Origin of the sequence: Halochromatium roseum, from assembly GCF_016653315.1 — a bacterium.
Taxonomy (GTDB): Bacteria; Pseudomonadota; Gammaproteobacteria; order Chromatiales; family Chromatiaceae; genus Lamprobacter; species Lamprobacter roseus.
The window spans coordinates 42038-64708 of the sequence record NZ_NHSH01000010.1; the positions used below are offsets into that span (position 1 = coordinate 42038).

Sequence of the window (22671 nt, forward strand, 5' to 3'; positions counted from 1 at the left end):
GAGTCAGATGCTCAGGTGCAGAATGAAACGACTCAGTCAGCCGCGAGTCCAGGCGATGCGCTGCTTATGCCGAAGCGTTGCCAAAGGGTCTCGAACGCCGACTGGCCGCCAGGCTCGAGCCGGATCAGTGCTTGCATGGTCGGACCGCGACCGCTGAGCCGTTGCTGTGTCACCTGGATATGATACAGCGGACCCCCTCGGTCGAGTGGGGCGCGCTGCGGTGCATTGGCTTCGGCTTCGGCTTCGGCTTCGCCAAATAGGCCCTGGGAGCGCTCTTCGACGAGACGCTGAGCATCTTCAAGAAGGTAGCCGTTCAGCACCGCCAGCACCGGTGCGGCGGCAAAGGCCTGATCGACCTGGCCGCCAGTCTCCTCGACGGTGAGAGAGGGGGCGAGCCGTTGGTAGATAACGGCCGGCATGCCGAGCACCTGACGAAGCTCCTCGACGCTGCGAAAGGGTCTGTCGGCGGCGCCATAGGGCAAGCCGGCCGAGGCGTAATCCGGGTCCTCTGCGCCGTTGAGGAGCGCAAGGTCGTTCTGATCGCGCCAATCGAGCATGGCGTCGGCGAGCTGATCCCGCAGCTGCTCATCTGGGTTCTCGTCGCCCTGTGCCAGCGCGATCAGTCGCCCGAGCTGCTCTCGGCTGATCGCATTCAGGTTGATCTTGGAGCCTTCATTGGAGAGGGTGACGATAAAACGCTCATTGTCCCATTCAAGCGTTCGCGGCTGACCATCTGGAATCCAGGCATGGGTCTCGTCTACGGCTCCGGCTCCGGCTCCGGCTCCGGCTCCGGCGAACGCTGTGGCGTTTAAGGCCGCAGCGCCAAAGGTGGCTGCATCCTCAAAGGGAGTCGCTGGGGTGCTCAGCAGATTGAGCGCGAGCAGGTTGAGCACGGCATTGGCCTGGGCTCGGAAGCGCGCACTCTCGAGCTGGTTGGCGGTGAGTGCGCCCTCGGTGCGCTGAATCTGCGTCAGTGCCAGCGCCATGACGGTGAGCAGCGATAGGACCCACATCACGAGTACCAGCGCGATGCCGCGAGGCTGCGCTCGCGCCTGCCGCTGCGCTTGCAACTGCGGCTGCCGCTTTGGCTTTGGCTGCAGACTTTGTCGTGGTTGCAATTGTCGCGGTTGCAACTGTGGCAGCTGCAACCAACTTCGCTTACCAGTCTTGGTCAACGATGACCTCCGGGCCTGGCAGCCTGATCAGGGTGACCGGCCAACCCTGGCTGGGTGTGGTCAAGTCAAGGCGGATGAGTTCAGGTGGCTCGGGTTGGTCGATCCATTCCTCTAACCACTCGCGCTCGGGTCCGCTTTGCTGCTGGCCAAAATAGGCGAGCTGGAAGCGTGCGACCTGGGGCAGCAAGACGGTTCGCCCATAGGCGCCGGCGGCGAGGTCGCGGTCGAACGGACCAAGCTCAACGGCCGAGCCGAACTGCTCCATCAAGGGCTCCCAGGGCGGACTTTCTCCGGTCCCTTCTAGGATCTCAGGATGCAGGAGCCAGCGGGTCAGCACCAGGCGAGGGTAGTCGCCGGCATCTTCCAGCGTCAGCCGCAAGATGTACAGCCCAGGGATGCCGACATGGGCAGAGAGCGGCGCGACCCATTCCATGGATTCAGCATCGCCCGCGATGACTGGGACTTGGACGCCATCGACGACGAGGGTGGTCGCGCGTGTCTGTCGTAACGCGCGCTCGATGAGGTTGCGCGCAATGCGCAGATCCGCGACCCGCTCCGAGACGTTGTCAACCGCTTCCCAGCTTCGCGAGCCGAGGCGCAGGCCAGAGAACAGCAGCAGCGTGATGATGCCGATGAGTGAGAGCGCAATCAGCAGCTCGACGAGGGTGAAGCCGCGTTGGCATTGCGGTTGCGGTTGCCGCTGGAGCTGTCGTTGCAGCTGGGGCCGAAGACAGAGCAGAAGCCTGCGCTTGCGCCAGAGCCAGCGCCCAAGCCAGCGCCCACGCCCACACCAGCGCCAGAGCCCATGCCAGAGCCAGTGCCGTAGCAAGGAGGGCATCAGCGAAGTTCACCCAGGCGAATGCTGCGCAGAACGACGCGCCGCGTTCCGCGAGCGCTTGGCCAAGAGGCGACTGCTGTGATCCGATAGGGCTGCAGCGGTGGGTTCTCGGCAAGCCAGCCCTGCAGGGGGTAGGGCTCAATGGAAATGATCCAGTCCATGCCGTCCTCCGGATCGCCGCTGTGCACGCCTTCTTCCAAGGGCAGGTCAACGCCCACCGCATTGAGCTTGGCCTCAGCCAGCGCAACGGCCCGGCTGTAGGTTTCGCTGATCGCCGTGGTCGTCAGAGCCTTGGAGAAGATCTGCAGCAGTACGCCCATGCTGAGGGCCAGGATCGCGAAGGCGACCAAGACCTCGAGCAGTGAAAAGCCTTGTTGCCTGCGCATGGCCTGCGATGAATGATCGCGAGGCGGCGCCAATGCACTCGGCTGCGTTATCGGACCACTTGTATGATCCCTTTGATGCTCCTCTTGGATCTGCAGAGTCAATCAGCCTCCCACTCGGCGACTAGGATACGACCCGTGAGCCAGTTGACCCCGACCTGATAGCCGCTCTTATCCCGCTTGAGGATCAAGCGGCCTCCGGTTGAGCTGCCATCGGGGAAGAAGCGGATGCCGCCGACTTGTTCATCGCGCAGTTCGTCTCGTGCTGCGACCAGTTCGATCGAGAGTCCATCCGGTAAAGCGCCTTGCTTTGAGCGTCCTTCGATCTGGTAGCGGCCCGTCTCGGTATCGATGAGCCAGATGGCTTCAGTACCATTTGCGATCGCAATCTCACGGGTTTGCCGCAGCGCGCCAGCAACACGCCGGGCGCCAGCCTTGAGCTCGACGCCGGGCAGGGCGGCTGTGATCAGCGGTGGCGTGAGCGTGAGGAGGAGACCGCCGATCGCTAGTACGACGATAAGCTCAACTAGGGTGAAGCCCGTGGCGAGGGTGAATCTCACGCGATTCATCTGCCGGGATGGCGCGGCGCGATGCGCGTTAGGCGCTTTCCCAGCTCTTGATGTCTTGATTCTCACCCTCGCCACCTTCTTGGCCGTCGGCACCCAGCGACCAGATGTCATAAGGGCCGTTCTGACCCGGCGAGCGGTACTGATAGTCGTTACCCCAGGGGTCTTTCGGCACCTGAGATTTCTTTAGGTAGGGGCCATTCCAGTTCGGGGTGTTGCCCGGATCAGCGACCAGCGCTTCGAGTCCCTCGTTGGTTCCAGGGTAGCGACCAACTTCAAGCCGATAGAGATCAAGCGTGGCGCCGAGATCTTCGATCTGCAGCGCGGCGGTCTTGGTCTTGGAGCTGCCGAGGAATTTCATCACCTGCGGGCCGACCAGGCCGGCGAGCAGACCGAGGATGGCGAGTACGACCAAGAGTTCGACCAGGGTGAAGCCGCGGGTTTTTCGTTGGGACTGTGCGCGTTGTGTCGGGAGCATGAGATCAATCTTCATAAGAGTAAGAGGATTTTCTGGTTCTGAGATCGTTAGAACACCTAGGCGAGCAGATCGGAGACGCACAGGGTGAAATCTGGCACCTGTTGCGACTGCAGCAGATCTCCGGGGCGCGCCACCCAGGTATCCCGATAGTCCTGCCCATCCGGATCGCGATGGACCTCCACCACGCGATCTTGAAGATTCAGGATCCAGACTTCTGCGATGCCATGCTGGGCGTAGAGCGGCCGCTTGACCGAGCGGTCATCACTCAGCGAGGAATCCGCGACCTCGATCAACAGCAGCACATCCTCCGCGCGCGGCTTGGCGTGCTTGTAATAGTCCGCGCGGAAACGCAGCAGCATCAGATCCGGTTCAGGCTCGCTGTGATCATCCAGGACCAGCGGACTTTGCACGGACACGAGCGCATCCTTGACACCACTGCGATAGACGAGATGGTTGAGCTGGGTCGTCAACCTCGCATGCTCATCGCCAATCGGTGGCCTATCGACCGATTCCCCAGCGATCAGTTCAATGTGATCGTCTTCTGAAAAAATGCCAGCGTCAGCCATCCGGTGATAATCGGCGCGACACAGCCGGTGGCGCTGGCGGTCAAGAATCTGCCGGTTGAGCAGCCTGTCCGGGCGAGACGGGGCGACAGCTTCCATGGGTGGAGAACGCCTCTGGTTGCGTGGATGAACTGAATCTCACTAAAACACCAACTCATTGGCGCCCAGGATCGCCATCAAGATCGAGATGATGATCCCGGCGACGATGACGCCAAGGCCGATGATCAAGGCCGGCTCGAGCAAGGTCAGCATGCGTTGCACGCTGGTGCGGGTCTCGCGGTCGAAGATGTCGGCGACCTTGGCGAGCATGGCGTCTAGGGTACCGGATTCTTCGCCGACGCGGATCATCTGCAGCGCAAGCTGCGGCAGCACGGCGCGGCTGGTCAGTGGCTCGGCGAGGCCGCGGCCGTGTTTGAGATCCTCGGCGACCTCGTCGAGCCCGTCGCCGACCTTGCGGTTATTGACGACCTCCTTGGCCAGATTGAGTCCACTGAGCAGCGGTAGGCCGTTCTTGAGCAGGGTGCTCAGGGTGTGGCAGAGGCGCGCGGTCTCCATCTTCCAGATCAGATCGCCGAACAGGGGCAGGCGCATCACCCGGTAGTCGAAGGCGCGGCGGTTGTCTGGGTTCTGTAGCCAGCGCTCCATCACCACCGCGATCAGTGCGACCAAGACTAGCAGCGCCCACCAGTAGTCGCGGAACAGGTCGCCGGCGCCGACGACGATGCGGGTCGGCGTCGGCAGCGCGGCGCCCATGTCCTCGAACAGCACGGTGAACTGCGGCACCACGAACACCAGCAGCATGATCACCGAGAGCCCGGCGACCACGAGCAGGATCATCGGGTAGACCAGCGCCGAGGTGACGGTGCCGCGCAGCTCGGCGCTGCGCTCGAGATAGTCGGCCAGCCGGCCGAGCACCTGGTCCAGGGCGCCGCTGGCCTCGCCGGCGCGCACCATGTTGACATAGAGCTTCGGGAACTGGCCGCCTTGCGCCTCGAGCGCGGAGGAGAAGGTGGCGCCGCCGCGCACCCGCTCTTGCAGGTCGCTGAGCACCCGGGTCACATGCTCCTCTGGCGTCAGCTCGGTGAGCACGCCGAGCGAACGGTCGAGCGTGAGGCCGGATTCGAGCAGGGTGGCGAGCTGGCGAGTCAGGCTCTCGATGTCCTTGGCCTGCAGGCTGCGCTGGCGCCGGCGCGCGAGCTGGGCGGTGAAGCCGCCCGCCGAGCGGGTCTTCAGCGGCAGCAAGCCCTCGGATTGCAGGCGCAGGATCAGCGCCGCCTCATCAGCGGCCTCGTGCTCGCCCTCGACCTCTTCGCCGTCGAGGCGCACCGCCTTGTAATAATAGCGTGGCATGGCTTGGATTATAGGTTGCTTCGAGCTGTGATGACGAACAGCGCGGCTTGTTGCGCGGTTTCGCGCGCCTTGTCGCGCATCTGGAGCCTGGCTAGACTGCAACACAGGCCCGTTTGCGCAGGAGTCCGAATCATGTCGTCACCCGCCTTCGCCTTACACCACCCGCCACCCGGCGCACCCGGGGACGATCAGGGTCCGCCGGAAGGCACTCCGGTCAGCGAGGCCGACTACTGGGCGCACTACTATGAGCATGACAACGGCTACGAATGGAACAACGGTCTTCTGGAGGTCAAGCCGGTGTCCGATGCCCTAACCGCCTGGATCTACCAATGGCTACTCGGCCTGTTGCGGCTGTATCTCGACACCCAGCACAACGCCCGCCTGACCTGCCTGGAGTTCGGCTGTCGCCTGAGCCTGCCGAACAAGGTCGTCATTCGCAAGCCCGACCTCGGTCTGGTGCTCGAGAGCAATGCCCAGCCGCTGCGCGAGCACGACCGCTCTTATCGCGGCATCTTCGATCTCTGCATCGAGGCGCTGTCGGATAGCACCCCCGCTGAGATCCGCCGCGATACCGAGCAGAAACGCGAGGAATATCAAGCCGCCGGCATACCCGAGTACTACATCATTCACCATGACCCGCGTTGGCAGTTGTTCTACCGGCGCAATGCCTTGGGGCGATATGAACCCATCCCCTGTCAGGATGGCATCCTGCGCTCGGCGGTGGTGCCGGGGTTTCGTTTTCGCCTCGCGGATCTGACCCGCCAGCCGAGTCTAGAGACGATGATCGAAGACCCGGTCTACGCGCCCTTTGTGTTGCCGAGCTGGCAGCGCGATCGGCAGGCGCGCGCGCAGGCCGAGCAGCGCGCCAGCACCGCCGAACAACTCCTTGAACGCGAGCGTGCCCACAATGCCCGACTGCTGGCGGAACTGGCGAAACTTCGCGATCAAGGCTAGCGCGCTCGGGGCGTCAAGGCCACCCGCGCCACCAACCTCCAAGAGCGGCTACCGCTTCGCCAATGAGGTGCCGATGGCGGCGGCCAGACCGGCCGGCCTGGCCCGCCAGCCCGGCCTCACTTGTCCTCGGCGACACGGATCACCTCCTCAATGGTCGTGCGGCCATCCAAGGCCTTGCGTAGACCGTCACGATACATGGTGGCCATCCCTTCCTCGACGGCGATGCGATGGATATCCCCTGCGGTGGCGTGGCCGAGCACAGCCTGGCGGATGCGGTCGCTCATCAGCAGGACTTCTGCGATGACCAAACGGCCGCGGTAGCCGCTGTGATTGCAGGCCTTGCAACCCACCGCGCGGTAGAGCTGAAACGGCTGGTCTTTGTTGGAGCGCGTTGGCTTAAAGCCGTCTAGCTGCATGCCGCTTGGTTTCAGGTTGGCTGGGGCGGTGTTGCCAGCACCCTGAGATTGCGCATCTGTGCGTTCCCGATGAGCAGGCGATCGACGCCAGCTGAACCAGGACCGCAGGCCAGCATGCCTTTTGGACGCTTTGCCCACAGCGTCGCTGTCAATCCCCGCATTGGTGTCAGTATGAGTGCCAGCATCGGTCCAGGCATTGATGCCAGCTGCAGCATTGACAGGCATATTGGAGCCAGCCATGGCACTGGCGCTAAGCCTGGTGCTCGCCGGTCCTCGATCGCCCTCAAGCATTTTGGCAGCCAGGTCGGGCGCTGGGGTATAGGGCTGTCGGCACTCGGGGCAAAGCCGGCGCACCAACCGTTGGGCCAGGATACCGTTGATGGTGCTGGTGAGCAGATAATCTTCGACGCCCATATCGAGCAGCCGGGTGACGCCGCTGGCGGCATCGTTGGTATGCAGGGTCGAGAGCACGACATGGCCGGTCAGCGCCGACTGCACGGCGATGCGCGCGGTCTCGAGATCGCGCATCTCGCCGACCATGATGATGTCGGGATCTTGGCGGACGATGGCGCGCAGCGCGCCGGCGAAGGTCATGCCGATCGAGGACTTGACCGGGATCTGATTGATACCAGCGACCTGGTACTCGACCGGGTCCTCGACGGTGAGGATCTTGTTCTGTTCGGTGTTGAGCCGGCTCAGCGCGGTGTAGAGGGTGGTGCTCTTACCGCTACCGGTGGGTCCGGTCACCAGAAAGATGCCATAGGGCTGGTCCAGCACCTGGAGCAGCCGGTCACGCGGCGGACCATCGAAACCAAGGGCGTCGAAATCGAAGCTGACGCTCTCCTTGTCGAGCAGGCGCATGACCACGCTCTCGCCGAACATGGTCGGGACGGTGGAGACGCGCAGATCCAGCTCCTTACCCTGGATACGCTGCGGGATGCGGCCGTCCTGCGGTAGCCGGCGCTCAGCGATGTTGAGCTTGGCCATGATCTTGATGCGCGAGATCACCGCGGCGGTGGAGCTGACCGGCGGTGAGTCGCCTTCCTTGAGGATGCCGTCGACGCGATAGCGCACCTTGAGCTGGTCGGCAAAGGGTTCGATGTGGACGTCAGAGGCGCGCATCTCGACCGCGCGCTGCAAGATCTGGTTGACCAACCGGATGACGGGCGCCTCGCTGGCCAGGTCGCGCAGGTGCTCGATGTCTTCTTCGCTGAAGTTGCCGAGTTCGGCCTGGATCTCGGCCTCGGCCTCGTCGTCGGCGGGCTGTTCATAGACGCGCTCAAGGGCGGCCTGGATCTCGGTCGGCAGGCCCACTTGCAAGTTGACATGCTTGCAAGTTGCCATGTTGACGGCCTTGGGGATGAAGTCATCCAGGGGGTCAGCAACGGCGAGGGTGATCTCCTGTTCGGTCTCGGACAGCGGCATGATCCCGGCGTCTTTCAAGAAGCGCAGACTGAGATGTTCCTCAGCGACAGGCTCGTCTGGATACTGCTCGGCGGTGATCAGCGCTAGGCCCAGCACCTCGGCTGAGGCGGCGGCCATATCGCGTTCTGAGACCAGCCCGAGGCGCACCAGCATGAGCCGCAGCGGGTCGCCGCTGTCTTCGGTGAGCTTGCGCGCGCGCGCCAGATCGCCCGGCGTGCATTTGCCACGCCGCTGCAGGGCGCTGATGAGCGCTTGTTCAGGCGTTGGGCCGGCGTCGATAGCCGGCTCGGCACGATCAGCCTCTGCGGCCGCCTCATTCTCGGTATCGAGCACAATGGTTGCGGACTCTGTTTCCGCTGTAGCGGCCAGCTCCAGCTCATCGGCCAGATTCAGTTGCGGTTCTCGTGCTAATGCGAGTGCGGTTTGCATGCTCAACTCCGGGTGTCTTCGAGCACGGTTTAGGAGGCGCTCGCCACCCTGGATTGTGCGGCTTGCAAAGGTTGTATGGGACTTCGCAACGCATCCAACGGTAGGTCAGCAGCCTGCCACTCTGGAACCAGGCCGCGCAGTATGCTGCCGAGCCGGCTTGCATCGCCAGCGTCAATCGCGCCGTGCATGTGTTCGAGGCACTGATCGACCGATATTCCATCGACGGCGACACGCCGCGCGGCGCGGATCTTTGCGTGCTCAGTCTCGATCAGATCCTCGCGCTCGTAGAACAGTTCCTCGTAGAGCTTCTCGCCGGGGCGCAGGCCGGTGTATTCAATGCGAATCTCTCGCTCTGGCTCACGCCCCGCGAGCCGAATCATCTGTTCGGCTAGATAACGGATCTTGACCGGCTCGCCCATGTCGAGGACGAAGATCTCGCCGCCGGTGCCGATCAGCGCGGCCTGCATGATCAGCTGGCAGGCCTCGGGGATGGTCATGAAGAAACGCTCGATCTCGGGATGGGTCACGGTGACCGGGCCGCCTTGCTCGATCTGGGCGCGGAAGCGCGGCACGACGCTGCCAGCGGAGTCGAGCACGTTGCCGAAGCGTACGGTGATGAAGCGCGTGCTCGAGCGCTGAGCCCGCGCCTGACAGATGACTTCGGCGGCACGCTTGGTGGCGCCCATCACGTTGGCTGGATTCACCGCCTTATCGGTCGAGATCAGCACAAACCGCTCGCAGCCGAAGCGGTCGGCACAGTCGGCGACGACCTCAGTACCGAGCAGATTGTTGCGCACCGCGGCACGGATCTGCGCCTCGAGCATCGGCACGTGTTTGTAGGCGGCGGCATGGAAGACGGTCTGCGGACGCTCGCGTTCGAACAGCTGCTGCATCGCCACTTGATCGGTCACGTCGACCAGATGGACGCTGAAGTCAGGGGCATCCGCGCGGGCCGCCAGTTCGAGGTCCAGCCGATAGAGATTGAGCTCGCCGTTATCGGCCAGCACGAGGCGGCTCGGCCGCGCGGCGACGATTTGACGACACAGCTCAGAGCCGATCGAGCCACCGGCGCCGGTGACCAAGATCACGCGGTCGGTGAGGCCAGCGCGGATCGCCGCCCAGTCGAGCTGGACCGGGTTGCGCCCGAGCAGATCCGCGATCGACACCGGCCGCAGCTGGTTGATGGTGATGTCCCCGGCCAACACCGACTTGAGCTGAGGCACGGTTCGGAACGGCTTTCCGGTGCGCTCGCAGAGCTCGACCAGCCGTTGCATCTCGGCATCGGAGGCGGTGGGCTCTGCGAGCATGATCAGGTCGATCGCGAGTGACTCGACCAGGGCCGGGATCTGCGCGGAGTGGCCCTTGACCGGCACGCCATGGATATCGCCACCCTGGCGGCGCAGCTTGTCATCGACGAAGGCGACCGGATTGAACTGACGACCCCGGTCGCGAAGCATGTCGCGCACCAGCATCTCGCCGGCCCGATCGGCGCCGACCACCAATACACGCTCGCCTGGGTGCAGACCAAGACTGTGATCCTTGAGACGGCGGTAGAGCAGCCGTGGCCCAGCGAGGCCGATCAATTGAAACACCAGGAACAACGGCGGCACCGAGCGCGGCAGGAACTCGTTGCGGCTGAACACGAAGAGCGCCAACACGACCAGCAGGGTACTGACGGCCGCCGCCTGGGCGATGCGCGACAGATCGGGCAGGGAGGCGAAGCGCCACACCCCCCGATACAACCCAAAGGAGGAGTAGACCAGCGCACAGATCAGCATCACTAGCGGCAAGAGTTCCCAGGCGGCATCCCAGAACTCGACCGGCACATCGCCGAGATTGAAGCGCATCCAGTAGGCGCCGATCCAGGCCAGGGGTACCCAGAGCAGATCATGCAAAAAGGCTAGGAAGCGCGAGCGCAGCCGCTCGTACCAGCGCGTCACCATCGGTTGTTACCATGCAACAGCCGCTTCATCGTCCGGGCTCGCGACGCGCCATGAAGATGAGCCATGAACCTTAGCCGCGCGCCACGCGCTCGGCCAGGCCGACGCGCAGGTGGATCAAGAGAAAGATCACGGCCCAGCCGCCAATCAGCTGCCACTGCTCCAAGCTGGTCAAGCGATTGGCGGCGATCGCGCTTGCGGTGGCGGCTATCATCAACGCGAGCGCCCAAACGAGCGTGCGGCGATGGCCCCAGCCGGCCAGCACCAAGCGCTGATAGTGGTGCGAGCGGTGCGCGTCCCAGAGGCGCTCGCCCTGCTTGGCACGGCGCAGCAGGGTCCAGGTCGCATCAACGATGAAGGGGGAGAAGATCAGCCAACCGATCCAGAGCGGGAAGAGTCCGGCACTGGCTCCCCAGAGGGTCAAGCCAGCGGCGAGCAGGCCTAGGCTGGAGGAGCCAACGTCGCCCAGAAAGATCCGCGCCGGCGGCAGATTGCCGGTGAGAAAACCGGCGGAGGCCGAAGCAACCAGGGCGCATAAAGCGGCAAAGGTCAGGTCGCCAGCGTTGAAGCCGAGCAGCGCAAGACCGGCAAAGCCGATGCTGGCCATGCCACCGGCCAGACCATCCATGCCATCCATGAAATTGTAGAGGTTGAGCATCCAGACAGCGTAGAGCAAGGTGAGCGGCAGCGCGAGCAGCAGCGGCAGCGAGATGATCGGCCCCGGCAGCCCAAGCTGATCCCACCGTAGACCGCCGATCCACAACAAGACCGCGGCAGCCAGGTGAACCAGCAGCCGAAGCCGGCGTGAGAGTCCGACGCGGTCGTCCCAGAACGAGACCGCCGCGACCAATAAGAGCGCGGCGCCGAGCCAGGGCAGTGGGGCAGGGGTCTGGGACGGCAGGGGTTGCGACAAGGAATCTAGCGGCGCTTGCAGCAGCTCCAGCGACTGCAGGCCGACTGGCGGAAGCAGCGGGATGAGCGAGAACAGCAGCGCCAGCACCAGCCCACAGAACAGACCGCCGAGCAGGGCGAGTCCGCCAGTGCGCGGCACCGGGCGCGCATGCAGCGAGCGCTCGTTGGGGTGGTCGAGCACGTGCAAAAACCTGAAACGCCCGCGCGCGAGCAGCGTGGTCAAGACCGCGCTGACGGCGAAGGCGCTAGCGATCACGGCGGCCAGCGCGAGCAGGCGCGTGACGGGCAAAGGCTCGACCATCCGCGGGTGCCGTCAGCGAGGTCGCATGAGTTTTGCCTCGACCGCGGCACGGCGCTCGGCATCCAACAGCAGCTCGATCAGTTGCAGCGCGAAGTCCATCGCCGTGCCTGGCCCACGCGAGGTGATGACCTTGCCGTCGATGACCACCGGCTGCTCGAGCAACCGGATCTCCGGATAGCGCTCTGGATCGATGGCGCCGGGAAAGCTGGTCGCTGAGCGCCCATCGAGCAGCCCGGTGCTGGCGAGCACGCTGGGGGCTGCGCAGATGGCCGCGGTCCAGCGATCCGCCGCCGCTTGGCGGGCTAGCAGATCGTGGATCCGGGTGTCGCGGTCAAGATGCGTCGCGCCGGGTTGACCGCCGGGCAGCACGACCATCTCGAAGTCGTCCTCGGCCACATCGTCGAGGTCGGCATCAGGTATCAGCACCGTGCCTCGACTACAGGTCACCGGGCCAGGCTCGAGCCCAGCGCTGACGACCTCGATCTCCGCTCGACGCAACAGATCAATGATGGTGACCGCCTCCAACTCTTCGCAGCCGGGGGCGAGTGGAACAAGCACGCGAGGCATCGATCGTCTCCTGGTTTGTGTTCGCTTCGAGCCACTGCTCAGTCGACGGCGTTTTCAGTGGGCACCGGATCGCCGCCGGCTGGCATCGCCGCTTCTTCAGTAGGCACTGCATCGGTGTCGCCTTTGCTGAGTGGGCGCTCAGCGGCACGCGGCGCCTGGCCGAGGATGACCAGCCCCTTGAGCACATTCAGGGCCTCGGAGAGTTGATAGTCCTCGGCCGCGAGGGGCTTCTCATCAGCCTGTTCGGGATCAGCCGGGTCAGCGGCATCCGCTGGAGCCTCGTCGGCCGGCTGAACGCCGTCGTCGCCGTTGTTGTCCTCGAGGTGGCGCACGAGGTTGGCCTCTTTGAGCGGTGCCAAGTCGGATTTGGCGGCCAGCGTTAAGCTGCCACGTTCGAGGATGATGTCCGGCACGATGCCGAGCGCTTGAATCGAGCGACCCGCCGGGGTGTAGTAACGCGCCGTCGTCAGCTTCAGTGCGGTGCGCTCATCGACGGGGATGATGGTCTGCACCGAGCCCTTGCCGAAGGTCTCGTTACCCATGATCAGCGCGCGGCGCTGGTCTTGCAGGGCGCCGGCGACGATCTCGGAGGCCGAGGCGCTGCCGCCATTGACGAGCACGACGAGCGGCGCACCGTCGAGGACATCATCAGGGCCGGCTCGGAACTCGAGCTTGGCATCGTCGAGTCGGCCCTCGGTGTAGACGATCAGGCCCTGTTCAAGGAAGGCGTCACTCACGCCAACGGCGGTGTTGAGCACGCCACCCGGGTTGTTTCGCAGGTCGAGGACGACACCTTTGAGTGGCCCACCATTGTTGCGCTTGAGCTTCTCAATGGCTTCTAGCAGATCATCAGTGGTGCGCGCCTGGAAGTTAGCGATGCGCAGATAGCCGAAGCCGGGCTCAAGGATGCGCTGTTTGACCGAGGCGACCTTGATCACGGCACGCTCGAGCTTGACGCTAAGTGGCTTGGAGAGGCTGTCACGCGTTAGGGTGAGTTCGATCGTGCTGCCGGGCTTGCCGCGCATCAACTCCACCGCATCGCCAAGGCTCATGCCCTTCACCGGCTTATCATCGATGCGCACAATCAGATCACCGGCCTGGATGCCAGCCCGCTGAGCCGGTGTATCGTCAATCGGCGCGATGACCTCGACGAAACCATCTTTCATGCCGACCTCGATACCGAGCCCGCCAAATTCGCCGGTCGTTCCAACCTGGAGATCCTGGTATTGATCGGGATCGAGATAGGCCGAATGTGGGTCGAGGCCGGCGAGCATGCCGCGGATCGCGCTCGAGAGAAGTTCACGGTCGTCGACGCGCTCGACATAGTCGCTCTTGATGCGGCCGAACACCTCGGCGAAGACCCGTAGCTCATCGAGTGGCAGCCCCTCCGGCTCTTCGACCTCAGGCTCCGATGCAGACGCTTGGAGCGACTGTTGCACCTCTTCGACGCTGGGCTCAGGACGAGTGCCCGTCGGCTTAAAGCCGGGCGGTGGAGGCTGCACGGCGGGTGGCGTTGCTGCTGGAATCGCACCCGGGGGGCCGGAGGCTTCGTCGGCGACATCAGAGCCGTTCTCGCTCGGCGATATGGCCCCTGGCTCAGGCGTCGCTGCAGGCTGCGCAAGGAGGTTTGGCGACAGGCTGAAACAGAGGAGACTGAGTGCGGCTAGCTGGAGTTTTGTCATGTTTGGATCCTGCGGGCCGATCATGCAGCCCGGCGGTTGTGTTCTGTCTGAATCGCGCGAGATTCACGTCAAGCTATTGAGGACATTTTCACGAGCACGTTCCCGCCCCGTTCCGAATAGCTAGGAGGGTAGCTAGACGGATAGCTAGACGGATAGCTAGGCGGGCCAGATCATCCACGCGTGGCTCGCGTGCTCTGACACCAGCGGGCAGGGTCAATCGCGCGCCCATCATGCCGAATCGCAAAGTAGAGACCGTTGATCTCCGTTCCACCGCTGCTGCCAGCCAAAGCGATGAGATCGCCAGCGGCAACCCATTCGCCGACCTCCTTCATCAGCGCTTGATTGTGCCCATAGAGCGACATATAGCCTTTACCGTGATCGATCACGATCAACATTCCGAAGCCACGCAGCCAATCTGCGTAAGCGATGCGGCCATGATGCACGGCACGCACTTCGGCGCCTTGCGTCGCGGCCAACAAGACGCCATCGGCATGCAGTGCGCCATGCTCGCGCCCCTCGCCAAAGGCCCTCAGGACGCGCGCTCCATTGAGCGGCCAGGCCAACTGACCGCGCAGATCACTGATAGCAGTCTGGCTGAGACCAACCACGTCGGCAATCTCAGCATCACGCTTGACCCGCTCGATCAGGGCGCGCATCGCCTCTGCATCCGTCGCCAGCGCTGAGGCACGACTCTGCTCGGCCGCAATGGTCTGGTCAAGATCGGTCAAGATCGTCTGCCGTGCTTGCAGCGCGCTCTGCAGGCGCGCCCGTGTCTGATCCTGGCGCGCCGCGAGTCGCGCGAGGCGTGTCGTTTCTGCCCGCTCCTGCTGCTTGAGCTGCTGTAATGCGCGTTCCAGTGTCCGTATCTGCTCGATCCGAGCCGCTCGCTTTGCACCGATCACCTGATAATAACCCAACATGCGTTCGGCTCGACGCGGATCATCCTGACCGAGCAACAAGCGAACCTGATCGCCACGTCCCATAGCGTAGGCAGACCGCACGAAGCTCGCCAGATCCGCTCGCGCAACGCCGAGTTCGGCGCGAGCGGCATGCAGACGCGCAACCGTGGCCGCAACCGCCTCGTGCTGAGCCGTCACCATCGCTCCGAGCTGGTGATTGGCCTTAGAGAGCGCATCGATGTCCTGCTCGAACAACCTCAGCTCCTCCAGCAGCGCGTCCCGATACTCGAGGTTATCGGCGATGCTCTCGCGTAGCTGGGCAAGGCGGGACTGCAGTTGCTCGAGCTCAGCTTCATGCTGGCGGACGACATCTGGCTCCTGGTCTAACGGCTCGGGCGGCTGCTTGAGGGGCTGCTCAAGCGGCTGCTGATGCGAGCCGGCTTCGCCAACGGCCGCCGTCGCTCCAGGCGCAGCAAGGCACAGGGCAAGACCAAGGGGGAACCGGATCGCGAACCGGATCGCGAACCGGATCACGGGCCGGATCACGGGCCGGATCATCAAGGCAACAAAAAAATGCTTTGATCGATGAAGACTTGCCAGACCCCTGGAAAGGTTTATCATCGTTTTATGAAGCATTGATATTTGGGCCGACGTCATGGCGGGAGATGAACAGGTGTTGGGTCAGAAGCAGGACGCGGGTTCGCCGCTCGAACAGGGGCATGGGAGTGGTTACGAGCTAGAATTTTCGGAACTCGAGCTGTTCGCCAACGACGCCGATATCGAGCGCGCCTCGCGATCGTTGAAGGCGATGTCGCATCCGTTGCGGCTGAAGATCCTCTGCACCCTTGGTGACGAGGAGGTGAGTGTGCAAGACATCGTCGAGCACGTCGGCACCTCTCAGAGCAATATATCGCAGCATCTCGCGATCCTGCGTGATAAGGGCATCCTTGCAGCACGCAAGGACGCCAACCGGGTCTATTATCGTGTCGGCGACGCTCGTACCCTGCGGCTGATCGGCATGATGCGCGAGGTCTTTTGCAGTCGCGGACCCTAACGCGCATGGCGCCGCGCCGCTCTGGCAGATGAATCCTGCGTGATTCACTGAGATTCCTGTTTAGTGCGCGTGACGTCAAACGTACAGACCCCTATACTTATCGGCTGATCTCATTGCGCCGTGTCGCCTCGTGCGGCTTCGCGGCCCTGCCAAAGTCGACATCTTCTCCATGCTTCTCGAATTCATCGGAAACCACTGGGTGTTGTTCGCAGCACTCGGCGTCATCCTCGGCCTCCTGACCTACACGCTGATCATTGGCGAGAAGGGGTCGGTGGACCCGAGCGCCGCGACCACGATGATCAACCAGCGCGATGCCGCCGTCATCGATGTTCGCCCTGCCGCGGACTTCGCGAAAGGACACATCATCAATGCTGTCAACGTGCCGATGAACGGCTTCAAGAAGCAGACCGCGGCATTGTCTCGCTACAAGGATGGCCCAGTCATCGTCAACTGCCGCTCCGGCTCGCAATCACAAGCAGCCTGCCATGTGCTGCGTAAGTCGGGCTTCAACGAAGTCTACAACCTCAAGGGCGGCATCATGGCCTGGGAAGCGGCCAACCTGCCGCTGACACGCAAGAAGCGCTGACGCTCGCCAGCGACATCTAGATCAGCTTCTACCACCTTTATTCTCACATCCACTTCTCATCACCGAATTACCTGTTCACCGTTCAGATCGACCGGAGTTTCCATGGCCGAGAATCCACAGCCGCAAGGCGAGCGCCAATTTGCGTTGCGCAGCATCTACATCAAAGACCTCTCCTATGAGGCACCGAACGCACCAGAGATTTTTCGCCAGGAGTGGAAGCCTGAGACCTCGCTGCATCTGGATATCAAGCTCTCTGCACTCGCCGAAGACACGCACGAGATTGTGCTCACGGTAACCGTGACGACCAAGGTCGGCGAGCAGACGGCCTATCTGATCGAGGTCCAGCAGGCGGGCATCATCAGCGTTGCTGGTTTCGCGCAAGAAGAGCTCGGCCCGCTCTTCTATGTGTACTGCCCCAGCCTGCTATTTCCCTATGCGCGCCAGGCTGTCTCTGATCTGGTCGTCAAAGGCGGCTTCCCGCACTTGGTGCTCCAGCATGTCAGCTTCGACGCAATCTATGCGCAGAAGCAGGCCGAGCAGGCGGCGTCGGGCGAGGCTACAGCGGCCGCAGGCCAGGCACAAGCGCCAGCCGCTGGCGAGAAGACCCATTAACGGTTACGAACCCTCATGCAGCGTATCGCGGTCATTGGTGCCGGTTCTTGGGGTACGGCACTTGCGGTGCTGTTGGCTCGGAATGGCCATCAGACACCACTCTGGAGCCATGACCCCGAACAGATCGCCGCGCTGCAGCGCGACCGCGAAAACAAGACCTTCCTGCCCGGCATCGCGCTTCCGGATCTGATCGAGCCGACGACCTCGCTCGTGCAGGCGCTCGACGGCGCGACGGGGATCTTGGTCGCGGTGCCGAGCCAGTTCTTCGCTGATGTCCTGAGCGCAACGGCGCCATTCTTGCCGGCCGACCTCGGGGTGCTCTGGGCTACCAAGGGTTTCGACCTCGCCAGTGGGCGGCTACTGCACGAGGTCGTGCTCGAGCGCACCGGACAGCGTGAACTCGCCGTCCTCTCGGGTCCGAGCTTTGCGGCAGAGGTCGCACAGGGCCTGCCAACGGCGGTCACCCTGGCCGCATCCAGCATGGCCTTTGCCGAGCAGTGCGCAGCTTGGGTGCACTCGGAGCGTTTTCGTGCCTACACTCATGATGATCTGATCGGTGTGCAAGTCGGCGGCGCGGCCAAGAATGTGCTCGCCATCGCCACCGGCATCGCCGACGGTTTGGGCTTTGGCGCGAATACCCGGGCCGCGCTGATCACCCGCGGGCTGGCCGAACTGATCCGGCTTGGAACCGCGCTCGGCGCACGCCGCGAGACCTTTATGGGCCTGGCTGGCCTTGGCGATCTGGTGCTGACCTGTACCGACAATCAGTCTCGAAATCGACGGCTGGGGTTGGCTCTGGCCCACGGCCAAAGCACAGCGTCCGCCTTGGCGGAGATCGGTCAAGAGGTCGAAGGCATGATCACCGCACAGGCCGTGCAGCGGATCGCCCGCGCGCATCAGATCGAGATGCCGATCTGCGAGCAGGTTTATGCAGTGCTCCATGAGGGCCAGACCCCAGAAGCCGCAACCCGTCGATTGCTCGAGCGCTCGGGTCGCTCTGAGCTAGACTGAGAGGGCTAGACTGAGAGGGCTGGACTGAGAGGGCTGGACTGAGAGCGCCGGACAGAGAGCATTAAACTGAGTCTGGGCTATACCGGGCTAGTCGCTGCGAAAGTCATTCTGACGCCAGGCTTCATAAACCACCACAGCCACCGCGTTGGAGAGGTTGAGGCTGCGGTTGTTTGGCCGCATCGGTAGCCGCAGACGTCGCTCAGGTGGGACGGACTCGCGCAGCTCCACCGGGAGTCCGCGAGTCTCGGGCCCGAACAGAAAGGCGTCACCGGCCCGGAAGCGGCTATCCGCATAGGTGCAACGACTATGGGTGCTCAGCGTGAAGAGTCGGGGTTGGCCCAGTGCATGCAAACATGCGGTCATGTTTGCATGCACCTGCACACCGACCCATTCCCGATAATCGAGGCCAGCGCGGCGCAACCTACGGTCGTCAAGTTCGAAGCCCAAGGGCTCGATGAGGTGGAGACTGGAGCCGGTATTCGCACAGAGCCGGATCACGTTGCCGGTGTTGGGCGGGATCTCAGGCTGATAGAGGATGACATGGAACATGCTGGCGTTGCTTGACCGAGTATCGAGCGACCATGGTATATTAATCGTTCGGCATATTCTTTTGAGCCGCCCACCTCTCCGGATCTGCCGCACAAGGCGATGAACCTTGCCGGCAACGGTTCCATCCGGCGTTCGCACTAAGAGATCAACGATACCCTGCGGGGGAGAACACCATGACCGACATCGCTGCCTTGAAGAAAGAGAAGCAGGACCTGATCGACAAGATGCTCGAGATGCAGAAGCAATTCATCGATTACGAGCATGAGCATGGCGTCAGCGGCAAGGACTACTGGGCCTCGCAGGATGGCTTGTTGGCCGACTACCGCCAAGAGTATTCGGACATGGCCAACCGCGTCGTCGACATCGCGCACGAGATTGTTGGCTCAAGCCGGCTCTAAAAGGGCAGCGGGGCTGATACCCCGGATCGATGTGCCAGCTAAAAGCCCCAGTGCCTTGTTTGCGGCCTGGGGCTTTTTGCTGGCCGATAGAATGGACCGATAGCATGCGACCTGTTCGATTCAGTCGACCTCGCCTGCGGGTCGAATATGCTCGATATATTTCGGCGTCGCCTGCATCAAGAGCTGAACGGTCTCGCCCTGAGCGATGATGCGCGCGTCACTATCACGAAGCTTCAGATCGCAGCGACAATGGCCACGACTCTCGAGCGGGATGGGAATCATATCTCGATAGGTATAGACGTTTTCGTCGATGTCGCCGCCGTCGCAGATGAGACTTTCGCCCGGCTCTGGCTCCGGTAGCGGCGCGAGCAGCTCGGCATTGTCGAGCACCAGTTCACCGGCCTGCCACCAGAGGGTCTTCTCGGTCGATCCGGTCATGGTCTTGATGATATAGGCGCGGGCGAAGGCAACCCTGAGGGTGCCATCGGCAAAACTGATCTCGGCAAGCTCAGAGCCGGGGAGGCGGATACTGCTACTGTCCACTGGTGAAGTCCTGTGGCTGAGGGTGTTTGGGGTTTGGCGGTTAAGGGTCTGGCGATTGACGGCTTGGCCGCCTCGATTGCACCGAGGTGGGGCGCCTTGCTCGCGATTGCTAGCGTCGCCTGCGGTTGGTTTAGGCCCAGGCCGCGCTGCGCGACGCGATGGATGAGCGAATGGACGCCCGAAAGGATTCGCGACGAGCTAGCTAGCAGCAGGGCTGGCTTCGTCGTCCTCGCTGGTATCATCCGATCCGTCTTCATCCATGCCAAGATCCTTGATCTTGCGGGTTAGGGTATTTCGCCCCCAGCCTAATAGCCTGGCGGCTTCTTGACGCCGACCGCCGGTATGCTCAAGGGCACATTCGATCAGAATGCGCTCGAACGCCGGCATCGCGGAGTCAAGGATGCCGTGATCACCCTGCTGCAAGCGACGCCGGGTCCAGGCGCGTAGCGTGCCTTCCCACTGGTCATCGCTGTGCGCCGCTGTTGAGATTCCATCGAGGTCGGGCGGTAGATCGCCGACATGGATCTGCTTGGTCGAGGCCATCACGGTAAGCCAGCGGGCGGTGTTCTCGAGCTGGCGTACATTGCCTGGCCATTCGAGCCGTTCGAGCCGCTCAAGCGCGTCATTCGCCAATATCTTAGCCTCGCAGCCGAGCTCTTTGGCGGCTTGGGCGAGAAAGTGGCGCATCAATAAGCCAATGTCTTCACGCCGTTCGCGCAATGCTGGCAGATGAATGCGGATGACATTCAGGCGATGGAACAGATCTTCGCGGAAACTGCCCTTGGCGACGAGTTCGCGTAGGTTCTGATGCGTTGCGGCGATGATGCGGACATCGACCTTGACGGGGGTGAGTCCGCCGACACGATAGAATTCGCCATCAGCGAGCACCCGCAGGAGCCTCGTCTGCAGCTCAGCGGGCATATCGCCGATCTCGTCGAGGAACAGGGTGCCGCCATCGGCCTGCTCAAAGCGGCCTTCACGGCGCGTCTGGGCACCAGTGAAGGCGCCACGCTCATGGCCAAAGAGCTCAGACTCCATCAGATCGCGCGGGATCGCAGCCATGTTCAGGGCGATGAACGGCGCCTGCGCGCGTGGGCTGTGCCGGTGCAGCGCATGTGCGACCAGTTCCTTACCCGTCCCGGACTCGCCATTGATCAACACGGTGATGTTGGAGCGTGCGAGACGGCCAATCGCACGGAAGACCTCCTGCATCGACGCTGCCTCGCCGATGATGTCCGGACTATGCGGCAGCGGTGGTGGTTCAGCAGCTCCATCGTTGTGTTTGCGACAGGCCCGCTGCACCTGATCCACCGCCTCATCGATGTCGAATGGCTTTGGCAGGTACTCGAAGGCGCCGCCGTGGAAGGCCGAAACAGCGCTGTTGAGATCGGAGTGCGCGGTCATGATGATGACCGGAATCTGAGGGTAGCGCGCTGTGATCTGCTCAAGCAGCTCGAGACCGTCGATCCCCGGCATGCGGATGTCGGAAAGGATGACATCGGGCGTCTCGCGCTCGAGCGCATCCATGACGCCGACGCCGTTGGAAAAGCTGGTCACATCCATCTCAGCCTGACGCAGGGCGCGCTCAAGCACCCAGCGTATCGAACGGTCGTCGTCGATCACCCAAATCCGGGGCACTCTATTCATGGATCGGCTCCAGCGGAAGATAGACCAGGAAGTTGGTATAGCCCGGGCGGCTTTCGCATTCGATCAATCCTTGATGCTGATTCACGAGTTCCTGAGCAATCGCGAGCCCAAGTCCCGTGCCACCAGCGCGGCCAGACACCATTGGAAAGAAGATACGATCCATGAGCTCCTCGGGGATGCCCGGCCCATCGTCTTCGATCTCGATCACCAAGACCAGCCGGTGGCGTACATTACCGACGGTGAACTGCCGCATGACGCGGGTGCGCAGCCTGACCTGGCCATGCTGGCCGGCGGCGTGGGCGGCATTGCGTGCGATATTGAGAATGGCCTGGATGAGGCGATCGGCATCGGCTTCTAGGTTCGGGATGCTCGGGTCGTAGTCGCGAATAATCTCGGGTCCAGAGGGGAACTCGGCGCTCAGCAGACCGCGCACATGCTCGATCACATGGTGGATATTCAGGGAGCTGAGATGTGGCAGGTTATTCGGCCCTAGCATGCGATTCAGCAGCGTCTGTAACCGGTCCGCTTCGTCGATGATGATTCGGGTGTATTCGCGGAGTTCCGGATTCGGCAGCTCGCGCTCTAGGAGTTGAGCAGCGCCTCGTAGGCCGCCGAGCGGATTCTTGATCTCGTGGGCCAAACCGCGCAGCAGCGCTTGGGTCGCATGGTGCTGGGAGATCAGATACTCCTCACGCGCGATTCTGAGCTGCCGATCAATCTGTTGCATCTCCATCAGCAGCTCGTAGGGCTCATCGACGGGATGCAGCGGTAGAACCGTGCAGTTGACGCGAATGATCTGGCGATCCGGGCGCTTGACCTCGACCTCGCGCTCCGTGAAGGGCTGGCGCGTATCGAGGGATTCCCGCAGCCGGCCCTCTACCGAGTCGGTGGGGCAGGGGACGAGATTTCCTGCTGCCTCGCCGAGAACCGTTTTTGCGCTGACCGCGAGAAGATTTTCCCCAGCGATATTGATATACCGCAGGCGAAGGTCGCGATCGAACAGCAGCACGGCCGTGCTTAGGTTGTCGAGGATCATGGTGCCAAGCCGGCTCAGTCCGCTCGGTGTTTGGTTCATCAGTCGTTGTGTGGTCGCTTGGCTCCTATCCCTAAGCCATAAGCAAACACCGCGCCAGATCAGGGCCATGGACGCGGGATCGGGGCCTAGGCGCCAGGCTAACAGGAAGGCGCCGGGTAATCGCAAAAAAGATCAATCAGTGCAGGATGTTAGTTGCGCTGAAAAGACGGATACGAATGGCGCCCAAGCCCTCATGGACGCTGCTTATCAAGGCAGCACCCGGCATGCGCACTAGTCTAGTGCCTAACGCACTGCGGATGTGCAATTGAATGCACCAGGCTCGAACAGGGCTTGGTCACGCCGGCGGGCTGGGACTGG

General features: G+C 62.9%; 23 protein-coding genes. 6 read left to right on the top strand and 17 right to left on the bottom strand.

The window, feature by feature from the left end; genetic code table 11:
* Nucleotides 1-32: 32 nt before the first annotated feature.
* The 7 genes from CCR96_RS01250 to CCR96_RS01280 all read right to left on the bottom strand — a co-directional run bounded on the left by CCR96_RS01250 (nt 33) and on the right by CCR96_RS01280 (nt 5353).
* Nucleotides 33-1118, bottom strand: coding sequence for a type II secretion system minor pseudopilin (locus CCR96_RS01250; protein WP_201215286.1), 1086 nt, complete (start codon nt 1116-1118; stop codon nt 33-35).
* Nucleotides 1119-1158: 40 nt separating this feature from the next.
* A complete protein-coding gene (locus CCR96_RS01255) occupies nt 1159-2013 on the bottom strand; it encodes a prepilin-type N-terminal cleavage/methylation domain-containing protein (protein ID WP_201215288.1) in 855 nt (284 codons plus the stop codon).
* The gene (locus tag CCR96_RS01260) at nt 2013-2399 is read right to left on the bottom strand and encodes a type IV pilus modification PilV family protein (RefSeq protein ID WP_201215290.1); all 387 of its coding nucleotides are present in this window, start codon (nt 2397-2399) and stop codon (nt 2013-2015) included. The genes CCR96_RS01255 and CCR96_RS01260 overlap by 1 nt, the downstream gene beginning before the upstream one ends.
* A gap of 98 nt (nt 2400-2497) precedes the next feature.
* A complete protein-coding gene (locus CCR96_RS01265; protein WP_338035791.1) occupies nt 2498-2956 on the bottom strand; it encodes a GspH/FimT family pseudopilin in 459 nt (152 codons plus the stop codon).
* A 37-nt stretch (nt 2957-2993) separates the two neighbouring features.
* Nucleotides 2994-3440: a type II secretion system major pseudopilin GspG gene (gene gspG / locus CCR96_RS01270; protein ID WP_201215294.1), complete on the bottom strand. Its 447-nt coding sequence runs from the start codon at nt 3438-3440 to the stop codon at nt 2994-2996.
* A gap of 56 nt (nt 3441-3496) precedes the next feature.
* Nucleotides 3497-4102, bottom strand: coding sequence for a Uma2 family endonuclease (locus CCR96_RS01275; RefSeq protein ID WP_201215296.1), 606 nt, complete (start codon nt 4100-4102; stop codon nt 3497-3499).
* Nucleotides 4103-4144: 42 nt separating this feature from the next.
* Entirely contained in the window at nt 4145-5353 is a 1209-nt protein-coding gene (locus CCR96_RS01280; protein WP_201215298.1) for a type II secretion system F family protein, read from the bottom strand.
* Between the two features lie 132 nt (nt 5354-5485).
* On the opposite strand from CCR96_RS01280, the gene CCR96_RS01285 reads away from it, so the two are divergent.
* The gene (locus CCR96_RS01285; protein ID WP_201215300.1) at nt 5486-6307 is read left to right on the top strand and encodes a Uma2 family endonuclease; all 822 of its coding nucleotides are present in this window, start codon (nt 5486-5488) and stop codon (nt 6305-6307) included.
* A gap of 116 nt (nt 6308-6423) precedes the next feature.
* On the opposite strand, the gene CCR96_RS01295 is transcribed toward CCR96_RS01285, so the two are convergent.
* From CCR96_RS01295 to CCR96_RS25255, 6 genes are all read right to left on the bottom strand, one after another.
* Nucleotides 6424-8577, bottom strand: coding sequence for a GspE/PulE family protein (locus CCR96_RS01295; RefSeq protein ID WP_420827242.1), 2154 nt, complete (start codon nt 8575-8577; stop codon nt 6424-6426).
* Between the two features lie 29 nt (nt 8578-8606).
* The gene (locus CCR96_RS01300; protein WP_201215302.1) at nt 8607-10520 is read right to left on the bottom strand and encodes a polysaccharide biosynthesis protein; all 1914 of its coding nucleotides are present in this window, start codon (nt 10518-10520) and stop codon (nt 8607-8609) included.
* A 70-nt stretch (nt 10521-10590) separates the two neighbouring features.
* Entirely contained in the window at nt 10591-11730 is a 1140-nt protein-coding gene (locus tag CCR96_RS01305; RefSeq protein WP_201215304.1) for an MraY family glycosyltransferase, read from the bottom strand.
* 12 nt (nt 11731-11742) lie between these two features.
* Nucleotides 11743-12297 (bottom strand): DJ-1 family glyoxalase III, encoded by a 555-nt coding sequence (locus CCR96_RS01310; protein WP_201215307.1) that lies wholly within the window; start codon nt 12295-12297, stop codon nt 11743-11745.
* 38 nt (nt 12298-12335) lie between these two features.
* A complete protein-coding gene (locus CCR96_RS01315; protein ID WP_201215309.1) occupies nt 12336-13979 on the bottom strand; it encodes a S41 family peptidase in 1644 nt (547 codons plus the stop codon).
* A gap of 170 nt (nt 13980-14149) precedes the next feature.
* Complete coding sequence (locus CCR96_RS25255) at nt 14150-15424, bottom strand: peptidoglycan DD-metalloendopeptidase family protein (protein WP_201215311.1); 1275 nt, start codon at nt 15422-15424, stop codon at nt 14150-14152.
* Between the two features lie 109 nt (nt 15425-15533).
* Between CCR96_RS25255 and CCR96_RS01325 the strand changes: the two genes are divergently transcribed.
* From CCR96_RS01325 to CCR96_RS01340, 4 genes are all read left to right on the top strand, one after another.
* Nucleotides 15534-15932 (top strand): ArsR/SmtB family transcription factor, encoded by a 399-nt coding sequence (locus tag CCR96_RS01325; protein WP_242518302.1) that lies wholly within the window; start codon nt 15534-15536, stop codon nt 15930-15932.
* Between the two features lie 169 nt (nt 15933-16101).
* Nucleotides 16102-16518, top strand: coding sequence for a rhodanese-like domain-containing protein (locus CCR96_RS01330; RefSeq protein ID WP_201215449.1), 417 nt, complete (start codon nt 16102-16104; stop codon nt 16516-16518).
* Between the two features lie 102 nt (nt 16519-16620).
* On the top strand, nt 16621-17130 hold the full coding sequence (gene secB / locus CCR96_RS01335) for a protein-export chaperone SecB (RefSeq protein WP_201215313.1): 510 nt from the start codon (nt 16621-16623) through the stop codon (nt 17128-17130).
* A gap of 15 nt (nt 17131-17145) precedes the next feature.
* Complete coding sequence (locus tag CCR96_RS01340; RefSeq protein ID WP_201215315.1) at nt 17146-18141, top strand: NAD(P)H-dependent glycerol-3-phosphate dehydrogenase; 996 nt, start codon at nt 17146-17148, stop codon at nt 18139-18141.
* A gap of 87 nt (nt 18142-18228) precedes the next feature.
* Here CCR96_RS01340 and CCR96_RS01345 read toward each other — a convergent pair whose 3' ends face one another.
* Nucleotides 18229-18690 carry a tRNA (cytidine(34)-2'-O)-methyltransferase gene (locus CCR96_RS01345; RefSeq protein WP_201215317.1) on the bottom strand — a complete coding sequence of 154 codons (462 nt, stop codon included), beginning with the start codon at nt 18688-18690 and terminating at the stop codon, nt 18229-18231.
* A 173-nt stretch (nt 18691-18863) separates the two neighbouring features.
* Between CCR96_RS01345 and CCR96_RS01350 the strand changes: the two genes are divergently transcribed.
* Nucleotides 18864-19088: a hypothetical protein gene (locus CCR96_RS01350; RefSeq protein WP_201215319.1), complete on the top strand. Its 225-nt coding sequence runs from the start codon at nt 18864-18866 to the stop codon at nt 19086-19088.
* A 120-nt stretch (nt 19089-19208) separates the two neighbouring features.
* On the opposite strand, the gene CCR96_RS01355 is transcribed toward CCR96_RS01350, so the two are convergent.
* The 3 genes from CCR96_RS01355 to glnL form a co-directional block, all read right to left on the bottom strand.
* Nucleotides 19209-19631, bottom strand: a complete 423-nt coding sequence (locus tag CCR96_RS01355; RefSeq protein ID WP_201215322.1) for a hypothetical protein — start codon at nt 19629-19631, stop codon at nt 19209-19211.
* Between the two features lie 198 nt (nt 19632-19829).
* Nucleotides 19830-21278 (bottom strand): nitrogen regulation protein NR(I), encoded by a 1449-nt coding sequence (ntrC, locus tag CCR96_RS01360; protein ID WP_201215324.1) that lies wholly within the window; start codon nt 21276-21278, stop codon nt 19830-19832.
* Nucleotides 21271-22353, bottom strand: a complete 1083-nt coding sequence (gene glnL, locus CCR96_RS01365) for a nitrogen regulation protein NR(II) (protein ID WP_242518306.1) — start codon at nt 22351-22353, stop codon at nt 21271-21273. Before glnL ends, ntrC begins: the two co-directional genes overlap by 8 nt.
* Between the last annotated feature and the right edge of the window lie 318 nt (nt 22354-22671).

Coding starts and splice junctions, on each gene's coding strand:
- CCR96_RS01315 (WP_201215309.1), bottom strand. CDS start 13,979: ATGACAAAACTCCAGCTAGCCGCACTCAGTCTCCTCTGTTTCAGCCTG.
- glnL (WP_242518306.1), bottom strand. CDS start 22,353: ATGAACCAAACACCGAGCGGACTGAGCCGGCTTGGCACCATGATCCTC.
- CCR96_RS01340 (WP_201215315.1), top strand. CDS start 17,146: ATGCAGCGTATCGCGGTCATTGGTGCCGGTTCTTGGGGTACGGCACTT.
- CCR96_RS01345 (WP_201215317.1), bottom strand. CDS start 18,690: ATGTTCCATGTCATCCTCTATCAGCCTGAGATCCCGCCCAACACCGGC.
- gspG (WP_201215294.1), bottom strand. CDS start 3,440: ATGCTCCCGACACAACGCGCACAGTCCCAACGAAAAACCCGCGGCTTC.
- secB (WP_201215313.1), top strand. CDS start 16,621: ATGGCCGAGAATCCACAGCCGCAAGGCGAGCGCCAATTTGCGTTGCGC.
- CCR96_RS01275 (WP_201215296.1), bottom strand. CDS start 4,102: ATGGAAGCTGTCGCCCCGTCTCGCCCGGACAGGCTGCTCAACCGGCAG.
- CCR96_RS01310 (WP_201215307.1), bottom strand. CDS start 12,297: ATGCCTCGCGTGCTTGTTCCACTCGCCCCCGGCTGCGAAGAGTTGGAG.
- CCR96_RS01255 (WP_201215288.1), bottom strand. CDS start 2,013: ATGCCCTCCTTGCTACGGCACTGGCTCTGGCATGGGCTCTGGCGCTGG.
- CCR96_RS01330 (WP_201215449.1), top strand. CDS start 16,102: ATGCTTCTCGAATTCATCGGAAACCACTGGGTGTTGTTCGCAGCACTC.
- CCR96_RS01300 (WP_201215302.1), bottom strand. CDS start 10,520: ATGGTGACGCGCTGGTACGAGCGGCTGCGCTCGCGCTTCCTAGCCTTT.
- ntrC (WP_201215324.1), bottom strand. CDS start 21,278: ATGAATAGAGTGCCCCGGATTTGGGTGATCGACGACGACCGTTCGATA.
- CCR96_RS01295 (WP_420827242.1), bottom strand. CDS start 8,577: ATGCAAACCGCACTCGCATTAGCACGAGAACCGCAACTGAATCTGGCC.
- CCR96_RS01325 (WP_242518302.1), top strand. CDS start 15,534: ATGGCGGGAGATGAACAGGTGTTGGGTCAGAAGCAGGACGCGGGTTCG.
- CCR96_RS01280 (WP_201215298.1), bottom strand. CDS start 5,353: ATGCCACGCTATTATTACAAGGCGGTGCGCCTCGACGGCGAAGAGGTC.
- CCR96_RS01305 (WP_201215304.1), bottom strand. CDS start 11,730: ATGGTCGAGCCTTTGCCCGTCACGCGCCTGCTCGCGCTGGCCGCCGTG.
- CCR96_RS01350 (WP_201215319.1), top strand. CDS start 18,864: ATGACCGACATCGCTGCCTTGAAGAAAGAGAAGCAGGACCTGATCGAC.
- CCR96_RS01285 (WP_201215300.1), top strand. CDS start 5,486: ATGTCGTCACCCGCCTTCGCCTTACACCACCCGCCACCCGGCGCACCC.
- CCR96_RS01260 (WP_201215290.1), bottom strand. CDS start 2,399: ATGCGCAGGCAACAAGGCTTTTCACTGCTCGAGGTCTTGGTCGCCTTC.